Source organism: Gordonia sp. w5E2 (genome assembly GCF_036540975.1).
GTDB classification, from domain to species: domain Bacteria; phylum Actinomycetota; class Actinomycetes; order Mycobacteriales; family Mycobacteriaceae; genus Gordonia; species Gordonia jacobaea.
Genome location: NZ_CP144213.1, coordinates 2,845,052 through 2,859,560, shown reverse-complemented (window position 1 = coordinate 2,859,560; position 14,509 = coordinate 2,845,052). Strand labels below are relative to the sequence as shown.

The following is a 14,509-nucleotide window of genomic DNA, read 5'->3' as shown; positions in this document are numbered from 1 at the left end:
ACCCAGTGCCTTGCCCCCGCTGCTACCTGCGCACATTCGCGATGGACGTCGAGCGGCGGGCGTCGACGCTGGTTCGCGTCCTCGTGACCAAAGCGGGTGTTGTGCGCTTGAGCGCTCGCTCGAGGTCGTCGGCCCGTCCCGAGGACAGGAGCCTTGCGCGTGTGTCCGACGCGGAGTCGGGGATGATCACGAGCACGTCATCGTTGCTTGCCAGGGTGGCGATATGGTCGGCGAGGACATCGACGATGGAGTCCTCGTCGGGTGCGCGCACTTCGACCAGGCGGTCGAGCGGGTGGTACCGCCGCCACTCCGACGCGAAATCGTCGTGCTCGCGAGCGATGGCCGCGCCGGTATCGCCTTCTTGCGCCGTGTCGCCTTCTCGTGCCGTGTCGCCTTCTTGTACTGAGTCACCGTCGATGACGACGTGCAGTGCGACGACCTCGCGGCCGAACGCGCGGGCCGCGTGCAGGGCGTCGTTGGTGGCACAACACAACGGTGACGAGACGGGTACGACGGCGAGGCCCTGTCCGGCAAAGGAGTGTCGAGGGTGTTCTCCTGGATGCGACCTGTCGGCGGCCGTCCGAATGTCGAGTTCCCTTGTGCGTCGGTAACTTCGGGCCAGCAACTCCATCGCCGCGACGAGTATCGCCAACACGAGGACGACCCACAGGGACCCCTCGCCGGCCTTCATCACGGTGAGGACGACTGCCGCCACAGCGGTGAGTACCGCGCCGAAGCCGTTGAGCGCGGCGCGTCGTCGCCAACCGTGTGACCGTGTGACCGACCAGTGACGCACCAGCCCGACCTGCGCGAGCGTGAAGCCGATGAACACGCAGATGGCGAACAACGGGACGAGGGCATTGACGTCTCCGCCCGAGACGACAATCAGCAGAGCGGATGCGCCCGCAAGAATGAGAACACCGTTGCGGTACACACCGTTGCGTGTTCGGCGAGTGAGTCGATGCGGCAAATGATCGTCGCTCGCAACAACTTTCATCAGTTGCGGCAACCCGCCGAACGACGTATTGGCAGCAAGGGCGAGCAGCACGATCGTGGCTACCTGCACCACGTAATACATTGCACCACGCCCGAATACGCCCTCCGTGAGTTGCGACAGCACCGTGACGCCTGCCTGCGGCTGGATGTGCAGACGCTCCACGAGTGCGGCGATGCCGAGCATCATCGCGCCGAGGAGCACGCCGAGCGCCACCTCAGCACGCTGCGCGCGGCGGATTCGATTTTCCCTGAACTGTGGCGTCGCATTGGCAATGGCCTCGACGCCCGTCAACGCGGCGCAGCCGCTGGAGAATGCTTTGAGCACCAGCAAGATTCCGATGGTCCCGACCGTTTGTGAGTCGACCTGCGGGACACTGTGGCTTCCGCCATTGACGAGGCCGACGACGATCACCGACGCGATGCTCACCACGAACACAACGGTTGGAGTGACGAAAGCTCTGGCGCTGCTGACGATTCCGCGCAGGTTGACGGCTGTGATCAAGGCCAGCACCGAGAGCGCGATCCAGACGGTGTACCGCCCCGCAGCGGGAAAGGCGGAGGTGAGTGCGGCGGTTCCGGCGGTCACGGATACAGCGACGTTGAGGACGTAGTCGATGACGAGCGAAGCCGCGGCGACAAGTGATGCGCGGCGGCCGAGATGGGCTTTGGCGACGGCGTAAGCACCGCCGCCGTCGGGGAATGCAGCGATCAGCTGCCGGTAGGAGAGCACCAATACCGCGAGGAGTACGACGATCGCGGCACTGACGGGAAGGGTCAGTCCCAACGCGTTGCCGCCCGCCGCGGCGAGCACGAGGACGATCGCCTCTGGCCCATAGGCGACCGACGCCATCGCATCGAGCGAGAGCGCTGCCAGACCCGTCGTCGCGGTCAGGCGACGTTTGTCGCGGGTTCGTGAAGTTCTCGACGGGTCAGCGGAGGTCGAGTTCGACGACGATGCCTCGTCGCGCGTCAACACTCGCGTACGTGTTCCGGGTAATGCCACGAGGGACGTTGTATAGCCGGAAAGTCGTTATGCGAGCGCCTCTGACGCGAATTTGACGCCGACTCGTCAGATCTTGACGCAGCTCTACCGCAGACCACCCCCACCGCGGCGTGTCAGGCGGCGTGACGGTCGGCGGCGTGAACGTCGGAGAGCAACCCGCCGGGATCGACAACCATGATCACGGGTCCGAGGGTGTCACTCGCACGCTCGATGACCGCGTCGATCTGCGTCGGATCCCCGGGATCGGCGATGACCGTCACCACACGGTCGCGCACGGCAGCGTCGACGTAGGGAACGAGGTCGTGACCACGGGTTCCCGCCATGGCGAGGTTCTTCCCGCGATCAAGGATCTGTCGAGCGACGCAGTGAGCTCGAACGCTACCGTCCATGATCAGCACAACCGTGTCGGCGCGACGGGTACGGGTGACTGCTGGGGTATGAGTAATCGTTGTCATGCCACCATCACAGTCGCCGACGCTGCCACCGTGATGGGCGGACGCTGGCAGTCGGCTGGGACCATCGGTCGCGGCCGCATATGCTGGGCCGCCATGAGCACGACACTCGACGACGACGCGCGCTGCCCGTGCGGAACCGGCCTGACGTTGGCCGAATGCTGTGGGCCGATCCTGCGTGGAGAGCGCCGTGCCCCAACCGCCGAAGCGTTGATGCGGTCGCGCTTCACCGCGTTCGCTGTCGGCGACCGAAATCACCTGCTGCGCAGTTGGCATCCCGATACCCGACCGGCCGACCTCGGTCTCGATGACAGCATGCGGTGGCTGCGTCTCGACGTCGAATCGGTGAGCGGCGGCGGCCCGTTCGACACCACGGGCACGGTCGAGTTCACGGCGTTCTATCGCGCCGATGGGCGTCGAGGACAGATGCACGAACTGTCGACGTTCACCAGACTCGACGGCTCGTGGGTCTACGTCGACGGCGCGGTCGACTAGTGCAGCATGTCCCGCAGGCGTTTCTGGACGTCAAGCGAGTCGTCACGCGAGAGCGTGTTGGATGAGCCAGTCCACGAGTGGTCGCGCGGTGCGCCAGTCAGCGCGCACACGCTCGACCAGTTCGGGACCATGGATCACGGCGTCGAATCCGTAATCGCGCGAGACCGTCAACGTCTTGTGCCGCAGTAGCTCAATTCGTGGGTGGCCGGCATCCCATCCGCGAGGAGCGGTCTTCAGGCGGTCTCCGCCGATGTCGAATCCTGCGTCCTCGAGTCGACGCACGATCTTTTCGAGTTCGCGACCGCGGCGATCGTCGTCGATGGCGGTCCGCATCGCCGACAATCGCTCAGGGGAGGCGTCGTAGAAGCCTGCACCCGCCATGACGCCTGGTGCCCCGATCTGGACGTAGTATCCGGTCGCCGGTGCCACGGCGACGTATGCGCCCTGGTGGGTCTTGTAGGGCGACTTGTCTTTCGAGAACCGGACGTCGCGGTACGGGCGGAACAGCTTCGCGTCACCGAACTCGTCGGCAAGAGCGTCGGTGAGCTCACGCATCGGTGCGGCCACAGCGCTCTGATATGTCTGCTTGCGTTGTTCCCAGAAGGCCTTGCTGTTGTCGACCTCGAGGTCGTCGTAGAAATCGAGGGCGGCCTCGGGGAAGCCCTGAAAAGCCATGCTCCGAGGTTACGGCTCGCCCGGCTGATCGAGGCGAACGAGTTCTATGACGCGCGATGAAATGGCACGATGAAGGGGATGACGCAGCTGACGTATGAAGAGTTCGGCCGCCGGTTCTTCGAGGTCGCCGTGACCGAAGAGCGGGTGGGGTCGGCGTTCTCCTCCATTACCGGTGGATCATTCGACGTCGGCCCCATCCCGTCCGGCCCCGGTGGACTGGCCCGCGTGACCGCGCACGTCGAGATCGGTGAGCCACGTATCGCGCGCAACGTCGGGGAACTGATCACGTTCACCGTCGAGATCATGCTGACCATCGGACTCGTCGTGGATCTACGCGTCGACCGCATCAAGTACGACGTCGACGGGCTGATCACGCTCCCGTTGACCGTTCGTGCGGCCGAGCCGCTGGAGCTGCGGATCGACGTCACTCCACCGCGGCCGAAGGACGTGATCGTCGGCGTCGCGTCGCACAACCTGCGTGGTGAATTCATTCGCGCCGTCGGCCAGGTCGACACCGAGATCAAGCGCTTCGTCGCACAGCACGTGGCAGACGAAATCGACAAGCCCGAGGTCAAGGCCGCACGCATCATCGACGTCGGCGCCGAACTCGGTAGGGCCTTCGAAAATATGTGACCGGTCGAGAATCCAGGTGGGGCCGCTCACTTCTTGGTGAGCGACGACTCCTTGTGTGCGGCCTGCGATCCGGTCTTCGACGACTCGACAATCCAGTACGGATCGTCGTCGCTTGCGTTGAACTTCTGGCCGTCGAAGGTGAACGGCGATGTGCGCTTCTCCTTCGCGTGCCCGTGCGTCGGGCCCTGGGACGTATTCCATTCGACGGTGTCGTTCTTGTTGATTCCCATGAGTCGAGCATGCGCGCACGTGTGCGTCGATAACGACGGCCGGCGTGAGTGACGCGTGCTCGATACGTCGCTGACCACCGATCGAGACAGGGTTACGGTCAGGTCGCGGCGACGCGCCCGATGGTCATGGAGTCCAGCGTGAACTGCCTTACGCGTCCAGCGACATTCGCTTCACACATCGAGAACAGCGGCTCGGAGAACTCTTCACCGAGCACAACCTCGACGGGCCCGGCCTGGCCTGTCAGACGGACGTGGATGCGTCCGTCAACGTGTGCGACGTCGATCGGCGCGAACGAGTCGATGCGGTCATCTCCGGTCTCGACACGGGCGAAGTGCTGGGCGGCCTGGACGGCATGGGGGAGTGACGTACGTCCGCGCAGCAGCGAATCCACAAGGCGCCCATGGGTGTACAGCTCGACGATCGACGCCGGGTCGGCGGCGGTGTCGAGTCTTCCGTAACAGAGACCGTGCGGAAGGATCAGCCCCGTCGCGGCGAAGCGGTCGCCACCGAGGTGTGAACACTCCCACGTCCACTCCGGATAGGCCGACGCGATCGCTGCTGTCGCGGCCCGACCTCGAACTGCACAGCACTGGTCGTGCTTTCCGTGAGCGCAGACGGCGACGAGAGGTTCTGTCGACGGAGTGCCGTCGGATCCGTCGAGCGCGAGGTCGAGATAGCCTGCGGGACCGTCGACTTCGCCCGCGTGCACGCTTTCGGCCCCAGGTGTGGAGTTGACGATGAACCAACGCCACCGTGGGGTTGACGGCCGACGTCCTGGTCGTCGAATCGCGACAATCCGCATGCGCTGCTTCTCGACCCGACGCACGATGCTCAGACCGAGGTCGGGGTCGATGATGGATGGTGATTGCAGGAACGCCGAGTGTCCCCACGCGCCACCGAGTTCGAGCAGGACCCACAATGTTCCCGCCGAGGCCGTGCCGTAGATCGGATCACCGCGCTCCGCGGATTGCACGCTACACGGAGGACGACGGGTCATCCGGTTGGAACCGATCCGTCGTCTGGAACGACGACACCCTCACGAAGCAATCTGCGAATCAGCACCAGGCCGTCGGCGGTGTCGAGTCCGGGGAGTTCATCCGCGGTGACGGCGACTCCGGACGCTGCGACTTCGAGCGCCTCTGTGCAGAAGTCGGGAAAGCTGATGGTTCGATCCGGAAGGTGAATTTCGGTGCGCTGCAATGCTCGACGGACCTCGACGGTGAGGCCGTGGCGTCGTCTCACCGCCGTGTCTTCGTCGAGCGACGTGACTGCGTCGAGCGTGGCAAGTGGTCGAACCGCGACGGGTCGGGTCCGCTCGGAGTGGATCTTCGACAATCGCGCAGCGGTGCTTTCGGCCAGATCTGTTGCGTTGGCCTGCAATACGTCGACAACGGCAGCAATCGTCTTGGCCGCCAGCGCGGCTGACTCGTCGGGATCGGTGAAGTCGGTACCCATCGGCAGTGCGGCGCGTAGCGATTCGATCGTCCCGAGTTGGTCGACGACTGCGCGGACCAGATCGAATTCGGTCACAGCGGACACCCCGACCGTGAGATGAATCGATGTGTGGCCGAGCGCTTCTGCCGAGTGGAGCCAGCCACGTGGCAGGTAGAGGGCGTCGCCGGGTTCGAGGACAGTGTCGATCACCGGCTCGTCGTGACTGCACGCATTGATGGCATCACGGTGATCGGTCCAGGGTTGGTCGGCGAGGGGATCGATGTGGACTGGCGCATGTACCCGCCAATGCTTGCGGCCTGAGATCTGCAAGACGAAGACGTCGTGCACGTCGTAGTGGGGATCGAAACCGCGGTTCGCTGGTGGGGTGATGTAGGCGTTGGCCTGTACCGGGTGACCGAGGTCGTCGACCATTCCACGCACGAAGTCGATAATGGGCGGCCACAGTCGGTGCAACCCCTGCAGAACGATCGTCGCACCAGATGCGAACTGCGCCAGGACTTTAGCGGAATCGACCTGGTCGGGCATTTCTGCACCGAAACCGGCTGGACCGAGATAGTTCTCTTTGCCTACCAGGCCGCCTTCCTTGGCCATCCGGATGAACGGTGCACGCACCCCGCGCTCGGCGATCAACTCGTCGACGCTGCGCGGCGAGAGAAGATCGTCGAAGTCGCGGGGGAGCGCGTCCGAACGGCTGAGCAGAGGTCGCCGGCCCCAGTAGTCACGCGCGAACACGTCGGGGTCGGTGGCTATGCAGCGGCTCAGCATGCTTGTCACTCAGGCGGTGCCGTCTGCGCCGCCGTCGTGGCCATCGGGGTTGGAGCCGCCGTCGGCTGGTCCTTCGCCGGGTGAGGCGGTTCCGTCTGCGCCGCCGTCGTGTCCGCCGGGGTTGGAGCCGCCGTCGGCTGGTCCTTCGCCGGGTGAGGCGGTGCCGTCTGCGCCGCCGTCGTGTCCGCCGGGATTCGAGCCGCCATCGGCAGGACCTTCACCCCCTGGGCTGGAGGTGGTGATGTCGTCGTCGTCGTCGAGTGCCATGGGTAAACCCTTTCCTCGTTGGGAGTCGCTCGGTTTGCGACTCCACACTCCACTATGTCGATATGTCACGCTCTTGACGAGGATTCGTCGACGAGGCTCGAACTTCGTTACTGCGCTGAGATGGCGGTTCCTGCAAGATCACGACGATCCGAACGTGACACGCTATAGCGATGGATCTCTGGTTTGAGGCCGCTCGCGACACCGCTGATCGATGCTGGGACGGCGTTCTGACTGCGCTCGACGGCGTGACCGATGCTGACCTCAACAGAAGCTTGCCGGTCGCAGGTTCCAACGCGCCGTATGCGATCGTCCACCACTGCATCGAGATGGCCCGCTGGTGGCTGGGAACATTCGGGTGCGGAATGGATCTGCCCCGTGATCGGTCGCGGGAGTTCGACGCGACGGGAACGCGCGATGATCTCGTCACACGCATCGCGCAGGTCCGCGCCGATATGGATGTGTGGTCGACGCGCATGGTGCGCGACGGAATTGCGGGCCGCGATGCACGCGGAACACGCGCGAAGGTCGACCTCGACACCGTCACGCCTCAGTGGGTGGTGCTGCATGTCGTACACGACTTGGCCCAGCACCTGGGCCAGCTTCAGATCACCCGCGATCTGTTGAGCGCCTGAATCCGCGATCGAAAGCTATTTCGATTTTTCCTCGACGCTGTCGGTATTGCCGGGTAGTGTAGAACACATATTCGACACGACGCGGGGCGGGGGTGGCGGAACGTGAACAGCAATCGCAATGACGTTGGGGCCGGTGGCGCGCCTTCGGCTTTGCGATCTGCTGCGGTGGGGTCTGCGGATGCGGTGGTGGCGGAGAAGCTGTCACGTCTTGCCGCGGTGTTGGATGAGTTGGCTGCCGTCGATGTGTCGCTGGTATCCGATGCCGCGCTGGTGGAAGCCACCGTCGAAGCGGAACGGTTGGCGTTGCGGACTGCGGGTGCGGTGACGGATCGCTTGATTGTGGAAGCGTCCGACCGGGATCTGCCCCGCGCGTTGGGTTTCCGCGATGTTCGGAACTTCATGGGGCAGGGTCTGCATATTGGTGATCCGGCGGCGCGGCATCGGGTGATCGCGGCGACCGGCTCGTTCACCACGATCTGCGGCGACCGACTGCCACCGTCGTGCCCGACGCTGGCCGGCTATGTGGTGGAGGGTCGGGTCGCCGGCGCACATGTGCGGGCGGTGCTCGAAGTGCTGGAGGCAATCCCCGGTGAGGTCTCGGCCGAGACAAAAGCCGCCGCCGAAGCACAGATGGCCGGCTACGCGGTCCAGTTCACGCCCGCCGAAATCACCAATTTGGGATCACGATTGTTGGCGCATCTCGATCCTGACGGGACGCTGACCACCTCGAAAGACCGCAAACGCCGCCGCCGCCTGTGGGTGAACCGGCAGAACGCGCAGTTGATGTCGCGGTTGACCGCCGACCTCGATCCGATCGCCCGCGCCCGCCTGGACACGGTGTTGGATGCGTGGGCCAAACCGGGCATGAATAACCCGGACGATCCGGAGTCGCCGGTCGGGCCGATCACGACCGCTAACGCCGAGCAGGTCGCGGCCGCCGCCCTGCGTGATGAACGCTCACCCGCGCAACGCAACCACGACGCCTTCTCCGCACTCCTGCAGCAAGTACTTGAATCAGGGATGTTGGGCAACACTCATCGCGGGTTGCCGATCCAGGTGATCGTCACCACCAGCCTGCGCGAGTTGGAGGAGCAGGCGGGGATCGCGCAGACCACGTCCGGAACACTGCTGCCGATCGGTGATGTGATCGAGATGGCCGCCTCGACCGGGGCGAGCCAGTATTTGGCGGTGTTCGGTGACCACACCAGCATCCCGCTGTATTTGGGTCGGTCGAAGCGGATCGCGTCGTTGGGGCAACGACTCGCCTCATTCGCCTCGGCGGGCGGGAAGATGTGTTCGGCACCGGGTTGTAATCAGCCCGCGAGCAGGGTGCAGATGCATCACGCCGCGAAAGACTGGGCCGATGGCGGCTTGACCGATATCGACCAGTTGGTGCCGGCGTGTGATGTGCACAACCGGCGGGTCGGCTCGAAACCCGGGCAGTTCACCACCCGCATGATCACCGAAGGCCCCGACACCGGCCGGGTTGCGTGGCGGGTCAACGCCAAGCCGGGTATGCCGGAGAATCCGGAACGCATCAACCGGATCGCGGACGTCGAAGCCGACTTCCACGACTACCTCGCCGCCGAACACACCAACAACGAAGCCGCAGCGGCTGCACGCGCGGCCGGTACCGGGACCGGGATCGCCTCGGACACAGCCGATACCGGGATCGTCGCGCGAGCCTCCGGTACGGCGGACGCCGAGATCGTCGCGGACGCAGTCGGCGCCTGGATGGTGTCGCCGACATCGATGCCGGACCCGCCCCGGGGGCGGGTCGAACTCGCGTTGGTGGGCGCGATGCCCTCCGGCGACACGGTGCGCCTCAGCTCGCGGGTCGACATCCGATGGAACCTCGCTGATCCACCCGACCCCGAGCCACCCACAGACCCGGGCGCGCCAACGGGTCCGGCTCCACCAGCCGACCCCAACCGGCTCGGCGGATTCGACCCACCCGGAGGCGTCGACCCACCGCTGGCCGACGCTGCCTGAACACCGCGTCAGCTGACCGACGCACCTGCCCGGGCAACCATGGCAAAAACAACGAATCCGGTTGTGCCGCAACCCGTCTACACCCCGCCACCACATCCGGTGGCGGGGCAGACGTGGTTGCTCGGGGCAGGTCCGAATAGAGGGAGCGTGGTCAGATGCCGTCCACGATCACATATTCGGCGTTGGAAGCGCCGTTCGATGACGTCGCGATCGCTGTCACGAGTGCGCCGTACGGGATGCGCCACGCGGAGTGTTGTCGCTTGAGCTCGGCCGCGGGAATCTCGACAGATGCTGTGAAGCTCGATCCCTCGCGGTCGACCGGAACAGCATCTCCGTCCACGAACACCTGCAGCAGGTCGGTGTCGGACGACCCCGCGATCTCGATGACCGCAACCTGCGCATCGCGTCGAGCCGATGCTGTCAGTTCAAGCGCAGGGACGTCGCCGCCGGCCACGGCACCGGGGCGCATCAGGGGGCGCATCAGGGAGGGGAGCTCCGGCGTCGAGGTAGGGGCGGTGCGGCGTCGAGAGGCGTGCTCGTAGGCCCAGCCGTAGGCGAGTAGGGCGTTGTCGTCGTAGGCGCGTCCGGCGAATGTCAGGTTCACGGGCATTCCGATGTCACTCATCGTGCCCATCGTGACGTTGACAGTCGGAATGCCGTAGTGACGGATCATGGTGTTGCCGGTCGACACCCACACCCCGTTTGCCATGGCACGTTCGTGCGATTCCGGATTGGTGTCGGCGTCCGCGGGTCCGACGTCGAGCGCAGAGGGAAACACCAGTGCGTCGAGGCCGAGTTCGTCGAGCCACTCCTCGAGGTCGACGCGGCGCATCTCCTCGAGCCCGCGGATGCCCTCGGCCAGATCGGGAATCTCGTCGAGCGTTGGGATTCCGCGTGCGGCGCGCTCGGGGTATTCACTGATGTCCAGGTTGTACCGCGCGTAATACCCGTGCAGTTCATCGGGAATCGCGCCGTCGGGCAGTGGGAAGATCAACGACCCGTCGACGTCGGCGAGGCGGTTCAGTGCGGGGTCGCCGTTGGCCTCCAAGAAATCGTTCCACGACCAGATCGTGAGGTCCCACATCTCCGCGTCGAAGAATCCTTCCGGGAGGATTCCGCGGGCATAGCCGTCGCGGGCGTCGGGTCGGTCGAGTTCGTAGTTGGTCAGGGCGGGGAAGTCGACGTCGACTATCTCGGCGCCCGCTGCCTCCAGATCTGCTCGTGCGCGGTTCCACAGCTCGATGACCGAGGGTCGTGGTGTGATCGGCCAGCCCGCGTCGGGGTCGTCACCCAGGATGATGCGTGGTATACCGAAACGCTTGCCCCGCAAAGCATTGTCATCGCGGAGTTCCAGATACGACTCTGGCCGCACCGACGATGCCGCGGGCAATTCCACCCATGGCTGCGTGCGCCAGAAGTCTCCTCGTGTGTCGGCGTCATCCGCGACGAGCACATCGAGCAGCGCGAGCATGTCGTCGACCGTACGAGTTTGTGGCACAACGACATCCATTGTCGGTGTCAACGGCCAGTTGCCACGCACCGAGATCACACCGCGCGACGGCGTGTACGCGACGAGCGCGTTGTTCGACGCGGGGGAGCGGCCACTCGACCATGTCTCCTCGCCGAGACCGAACGCCGCAAGGCTCGCAGCTGTCGACGCACCGGAACCGTTCGACGAGCCGGACAGGTACGCGGCCGCGAGATAGTCGCTGTTGTAAGGACTCTCGGCCCGTCCGTACACGCCCCGCTGCATACCGCCATTGGCCATCGGAGGCATGTTGGTGAGGCCGAGGCAGATTGCGCCGGCAGCCCGCAGACGTTCGACGGCGAACGCGTCTGAGCCCGCGACGAGATGTGCGAACGCCGGCGAACCCGACGCCACGGTGAGGCCCTGCACCCGGTAGCTGTCCTTCGCGGTGTAGGGGATGCCGTCGAACGGCCCGTACGCCTCGCCACGGCCACGACGTTCGTCCGATGCGCGCGCTTCGTCGAACATCGTCGGGTTGAGAACGGGAATCGCGTTGAGCGTCAACCCATGTCGATCGTATCGACCAATGCGGTTCAGGTACCCACAGACAAGTTCGACGCTGGTGACCGCGCCTGATTCCAGCGCGGCACTCAGTTCGGCTATCGAGGCCTCCACCAGTGGTGGGGTTTGCGCCGAGGACGTCATGACGTAACGCCGACCGCTGGTTGTTGCTGTGTGATGCAGTGGATTCCACCGCCGCGTGCCAGGATCTCGCGGGCGTCGATGGTCACCACGCGCCGGCCGGGGTAGACCGACGCCAAGATCTCCGCCGCGCGCGCGTCTGCCTCCGGTTCACCGTAACCACAGGCGACGACACCACCATTGACGACGAGGTGGTTGATGTAGCTGTAGTCGACGAAGCCCTCGGAGTCCCGGATCGTGTCGGGAGCGGGCAGATCGACGATGTTCCACGAACGCCCGGCTGCGTCGGTGGTGCCCTCGAAGAATTCGCGCAAGCCCTTGGTGACCGCGTGGTCGGGATGCTCGGGATTCGTTTGGTGGTGCAGCAGTAGCGTTCCCGGGGAGGGGATGGTCGCGACCATGTCTACGTGGCCTCGGGTGCCGAACCGCTCGTAGTCGCGAGTCAGACCGCGGGGAAGCCAGATCACCTTCCGTGCGCCGATGGTGCGCTCGAGTTCTGCTTCGATCGTCTCGCGCGTGGCGTAGGGGTTGCGATAGGGGTCGAGTTGGACCGTCTCGGTGACGAGAACGGTGCCCTCGCCGTCGACGTGGATGGCGCCGCCCTCCTGGACGAGCATCGAGCTGACAACGGGGACGCCTGCCCGGCCTGCGACCACGCGCCCGATCTGACGATCGTTGGTCCACTCGGCCCATTCCTGTGCGCCCCAACCGTTGAACGTCCATGTGACAGCGCCGAGTTGGCCTGCGTCGTCGATGACGAAGGTCGGCCCGATGTCGCGCATCCACGCGTCGTCGAGCGGCGCTTCGACGATCTCGATCTCCTCCGAGAGCATGGCACGCGCACGTGTCGTCTCTGTCGGGTCGACGACCATGACGACTTGCTCGAACTGCGCGACCGTGTTGGCAACCTCGCTCCACGCGGCGTACGCGGTCTCGGCGTCGGCCGCGCTTTCGGCGAGGGTGGTGTTGGTCCGTGGAAACGCCATCCACACACGCTCGTGGGGGGCGGTCTCGGCGGGCATTGTCCAGGACATATTCGGAGCCTTTCGTTATTGATCGAGCAATCAATAACTAGAACGGTAAGGGGTGCGGGTCGGGCCGTCAAGTGGAACGAACGAATTATTGATTCTGTGATCAATAGCGGTTGACTAGGTGGTGGCCAGGCACGATGATCGCTGGGTGATGGTCTCGAAGAGCCGGACGCGCGCACCCCGCAAGTCGCCTGAGGAACGGGCGGACGAGATCCGCTCCGCCGCATGTCAGGTCGCTCGTGCCGACGGGCTTCCGGGGCTGACGTTGAGGTCTGTCGGCGCACGGGCAGGCGTGGCGCCCGCGCTCGTCGCACACTACGAGCCGAGTATGGACGAGCTCGTCGCGTCCACGTTCTCGGCGATCACCAGCGCGGAGGTCGACGAGATCACCGAACTCATTGCCACCGAACCGAACTCAACGTCGAAGCTGCGGACCTTGATCGCGACGCTGACCGAGCCGGGCCGCGACGACGTCACGATCGTCTGGGCCGACGCCTTCAGTCTCGGCAGGGTGAATCACCCTCTCGCTGCCGCAGTTCGGGACGTCATGGGCCGTTGGCAGTCACTGGTGTCCGAGCTCATCATCGAGGGTGTCGACGCGGGCGAGTTCGTCACCGACGACGCGGCCGACGTCGCGTGGCAGTTCCTCGGGATGATCGACGGCGTCAACTCGCACGCGCTGGTGCACTACTCGGGTGCTCCCGACAGAGGGCGTCTGGTTCGGCGCGCGATGGAGAACGAGCTCGGACTCGCGCGCGGAACCCTGCAGTAGGCCGGCCTGGGACATCACATCGAGTCGAGCCTGCCGGACAGCCGCTCGACCGTCCGAAACAGCGCCGCGTGATCGAGGCCGCCGTCGCCGTTGGCCCGCGCCGACGCCATGAGTGTCGCGACGAGGGAGCCGATCGGGAGAGCCAATCCTGCCTCGCGTACCGAGGCGGTGACGATCCCGAGGTCCTTGTGGTGCAGGTCGATTCGCGCTCCCGGTGCGAAGTCTCGATCGATCATCCGACGTGCCTTGTGGTCGAGCACCGTCGATCCCGCGAGTCCTCCGCCGAGGACTTCGACCGCTGCGGTGGTCTGCACCCCGCTGGCCTCGAGGTAGACGAGTGCCTCGGCGAGTGCGGCGATATTGGCGGCCACGATCAATTGATTGGCCGCTTTGACCAATTGTCCACTGCCGCTTGGTCCCACGTGTACGACGGTCGAACCGACAGCATGCAGGAGGGGCGACGCTGCCTCGAACGCCTGGTCTGAGCCGCCGACCATGACCGACAGGGTCGCATTGACTGCGCCCTCCTCGCCGCCCGATACCGGAGCGTCGAGAAACAAATGGGCGCGCTCAGCCGCTTGGTCGGCCAACCGGACCGCGACGTCGGGTCTGATGGTCGAGAAGTCGACGATGACCGTGCCCGGCTTGGCGTGCGCGAACACTCCATCTGGTCCATTCATCGCCTGCTCGACATCGGGGGAGTCGGGGAGCACCGTGGCGACGATGTCGGCATCGGCGACCGCCTCGGGGATGGAGTGCGCTGCGGTTCCACCCGCCTCGACGAGTGCCGCGGCTTTGGATGGTGTGCGGTTGTAGCCGACGACGCGGTGTCCAGCGCGAACCGCGTTGACGGACATCGGACTGCCCATCACGCCGAGGCCGATGAACGCGAGGGTTGTCATGGGCGGTGCTCCTCCGTAATGCGGTGATCCGAGTGCCG

General features: G+C 65.2%; 15 protein-coding genes. 5 read left to right on the top strand and 10 right to left on the bottom strand.

All coding sequences use genetic code 11. The features are described from left to right. Nucleotides 1-22 precede the first annotated feature (22 nt). On the bottom strand, nt 23-1,846 hold the full coding sequence (locus tag RND64_RS12860) for an APC family permease (RefSeq protein WP_331436669.1): 1,824 nt from the start codon (nt 1,844-1,846) through the stop codon (nt 23-25). Nucleotides 1,847-2,112: 266 nt separating this feature from the next. Next, nucleotides 2,113-2,454, bottom strand: coding sequence for a hypothetical protein (locus RND64_RS12855; protein ID WP_331436066.1), 342 nt, complete (start codon nt 2,452-2,454; stop codon nt 2,113-2,115). A 93-nt stretch (nt 2,455-2,547) separates the two neighbouring features. Here RND64_RS12855 and RND64_RS12850 point away from each other — a divergent pair, with 93 nt between their 5' ends. Continuing rightward, a complete protein-coding gene (locus tag RND64_RS12850) occupies nt 2,548-2,946 on the top strand; it encodes a YchJ family protein (protein WP_331436065.1) in 399 nt (132 codons plus the stop codon). A gap of 42 nt (nt 2,947-2,988) precedes the next feature. On the opposite strand, the gene RND64_RS12845 is transcribed toward RND64_RS12850, so the two are convergent. After that, nucleotides 2,989-3,621, bottom strand: a complete 633-nt coding sequence (locus tag RND64_RS12845) for a DUF2461 domain-containing protein (RefSeq protein WP_331436064.1) — start codon at nt 3,619-3,621, stop codon at nt 2,989-2,991. A 78-nt stretch (nt 3,622-3,699) separates the two neighbouring features. On the opposite strand from RND64_RS12845, the gene RND64_RS12840 reads away from it, so the two are divergent. Next, on the top strand, nt 3,700-4,254 hold the full coding sequence (locus RND64_RS12840; RefSeq protein ID WP_331436063.1) for a hypothetical protein: 555 nt from the start codon (nt 3,700-3,702) through the stop codon (nt 4,252-4,254). Between the two features lie 26 nt (nt 4,255-4,280). On the opposite strand, the gene RND64_RS12835 is transcribed toward RND64_RS12840, so the two are convergent. From RND64_RS12835 to RND64_RS12820, 4 genes are all read right to left on the bottom strand, one after another. After that, nucleotides 4,281-4,484: a DUF2945 domain-containing protein gene (locus tag RND64_RS12835; protein WP_005208831.1), complete on the bottom strand. Its 204-nt coding sequence runs from the start codon at nt 4,482-4,484 to the stop codon at nt 4,281-4,283. 98 nt (nt 4,485-4,582) lie between these two features. Further along, nucleotides 4,583-5,482, bottom strand: coding sequence for a sucrase ferredoxin (locus RND64_RS12830; RefSeq protein WP_331436062.1), 900 nt, complete (start codon nt 5,480-5,482; stop codon nt 4,583-4,585). Further along, nucleotides 5,479-6,705, bottom strand: coding sequence for a cupin domain-containing protein (locus RND64_RS12825; protein WP_331436061.1), 1,227 nt, complete (start codon nt 6,703-6,705; stop codon nt 5,479-5,481). Before RND64_RS12825 ends, RND64_RS12830 begins: the two co-directional genes overlap by 4 nt. Before the next feature lie 9 nt (nt 6,706-6,714). Next, complete coding sequence (locus RND64_RS12820) at nt 6,715-6,972, bottom strand: BatC protein (protein ID WP_331436060.1); 258 nt, start codon at nt 6,970-6,972, stop codon at nt 6,715-6,717. Nucleotides 6,973-7,142: 170 nt separating this feature from the next. Between RND64_RS12820 and RND64_RS12815 the strand changes: the two genes are divergently transcribed. Both RND64_RS12815 and RND64_RS12810 read left to right on the top strand, forming a co-directional pair. After that, the gene (locus RND64_RS12815; RefSeq protein WP_331436059.1) at nt 7,143-7,604 is read left to right on the top strand and encodes a mycothiol transferase; all 462 of its coding nucleotides are present in this window, start codon (nt 7,143-7,145) and stop codon (nt 7,602-7,604) included. Nucleotides 7,605-7,706: 102 nt separating this feature from the next. After that, on the top strand, nt 7,707-9,596 hold the full coding sequence (locus RND64_RS12810; protein ID WP_331436058.1) for an HNH endonuclease signature motif containing protein: 1,890 nt from the start codon (nt 7,707-7,709) through the stop codon (nt 9,594-9,596). 151 nt (nt 9,597-9,747) lie between these two features. On the opposite strand, the gene RND64_RS12805 is transcribed toward RND64_RS12810, so the two are convergent. Together RND64_RS12805 and RND64_RS12800 are read right to left on the bottom strand one after the other, a co-directional pair. Then, on the bottom strand, nt 9,748-11,769 hold the full coding sequence (locus tag RND64_RS12805) for an amidase (RefSeq protein WP_331436057.1): 2,022 nt from the start codon (nt 11,767-11,769) through the stop codon (nt 9,748-9,750). Beyond that, nucleotides 11,766-12,800 carry an agmatine deiminase family protein gene (locus tag RND64_RS12800; RefSeq protein WP_331436056.1) on the bottom strand — a complete coding sequence of 345 codons (1,035 nt, stop codon included), beginning with the start codon at nt 12,798-12,800 and terminating at the stop codon, nt 11,766-11,768. Before RND64_RS12800 ends, RND64_RS12805 begins: the two co-directional genes overlap by 4 nt. Nucleotides 12,801-12,948: 148 nt before the next feature. Between RND64_RS12800 and RND64_RS12795 the strand changes: the two genes are divergently transcribed. Continuing rightward, nucleotides 12,949-13,569 carry a TetR/AcrR family transcriptional regulator gene (locus RND64_RS12795; protein ID WP_331436055.1) on the top strand — a complete coding sequence of 207 codons (621 nt, stop codon included), beginning with the start codon at nt 12,949-12,951 and terminating at the stop codon, nt 13,567-13,569. Between the two features lie 14 nt (nt 13,570-13,583). On the opposite strand, the gene RND64_RS12790 is transcribed toward RND64_RS12795, so the two are convergent. Beyond that, a complete protein-coding gene (locus tag RND64_RS12790; RefSeq protein WP_270485431.1) occupies nt 13,584-14,471 on the bottom strand; it encodes a 2-hydroxy-3-oxopropionate reductase in 888 nt (295 codons plus the stop codon). Nucleotides 14,472-14,509: the final 38 nt, after the last annotated feature.

Coding starts and splice junctions, on each gene's coding strand:
- RND64_RS12820 (WP_331436060.1), bottom strand. CDS start 6,972: ATGGCACTCGACGACGACGACGACATCACCACCTCCAGCCCAGGGGGT.
- RND64_RS12815 (WP_331436059.1), top strand. CDS start 7,143: ATGGATCTCTGGTTTGAGGCCGCTCGCGACACCGCTGATCGATGCTGG.
- RND64_RS12850 (WP_331436065.1), top strand. CDS start 2,548: ATGAGCACGACACTCGACGACGACGCGCGCTGCCCGTGCGGAACCGGC.
- RND64_RS12840 (WP_331436063.1), top strand. CDS start 3,700: ATGACGCAGCTGACGTATGAAGAGTTCGGCCGCCGGTTCTTCGAGGTC.
- RND64_RS12805 (WP_331436057.1), bottom strand. CDS start 11,769: ATGACGTCCTCGGCGCAAACCCCACCACTGGTGGAGGCCTCGATAGCC.
- RND64_RS12860 (WP_331436669.1), bottom strand. CDS start 1,846: ATGGCGTCGGTCGCCTATGGGCCAGAGGCGATCGTCCTCGTGCTCGCC.
- RND64_RS12795 (WP_331436055.1), top strand. CDS start 12,949: ATGGTCTCGAAGAGCCGGACGCGCGCACCCCGCAAGTCGCCTGAGGAA.
- RND64_RS12790 (WP_270485431.1), bottom strand. CDS start 14,471: ATGACAACCCTCGCGTTCATCGGCCTCGGCGTGATGGGCAGTCCGATG.
- RND64_RS12835 (WP_005208831.1), bottom strand. CDS start 4,484: ATGGGAATCAACAAGAACGACACCGTCGAATGGAATACGTCCCAGGGC.
- RND64_RS12845 (WP_331436064.1), bottom strand. CDS start 3,621: ATGGCTTTTCAGGGCTTCCCCGAGGCCGCCCTCGATTTCTACGACGAC.
- RND64_RS12825 (WP_331436061.1), bottom strand. CDS start 6,705: ATGCTGAGCCGCTGCATAGCCACCGACCCCGACGTGTTCGCGCGTGAC.
- RND64_RS12855 (WP_331436066.1), bottom strand. CDS start 2,454: ATGACAACGATTACTCATACCCCAGCAGTCACCCGTACCCGTCGCGCC.
- RND64_RS12800 (WP_331436056.1), bottom strand. CDS start 12,800: ATGTCCTGGACAATGCCCGCCGAGACCGCCCCCCACGAGCGTGTGTGG.
- RND64_RS12830 (WP_331436062.1), bottom strand. CDS start 5,482: ATGACCCGTCGTCCTCCGTGTAGCGTGCAATCCGCGGAGCGCGGTGAT.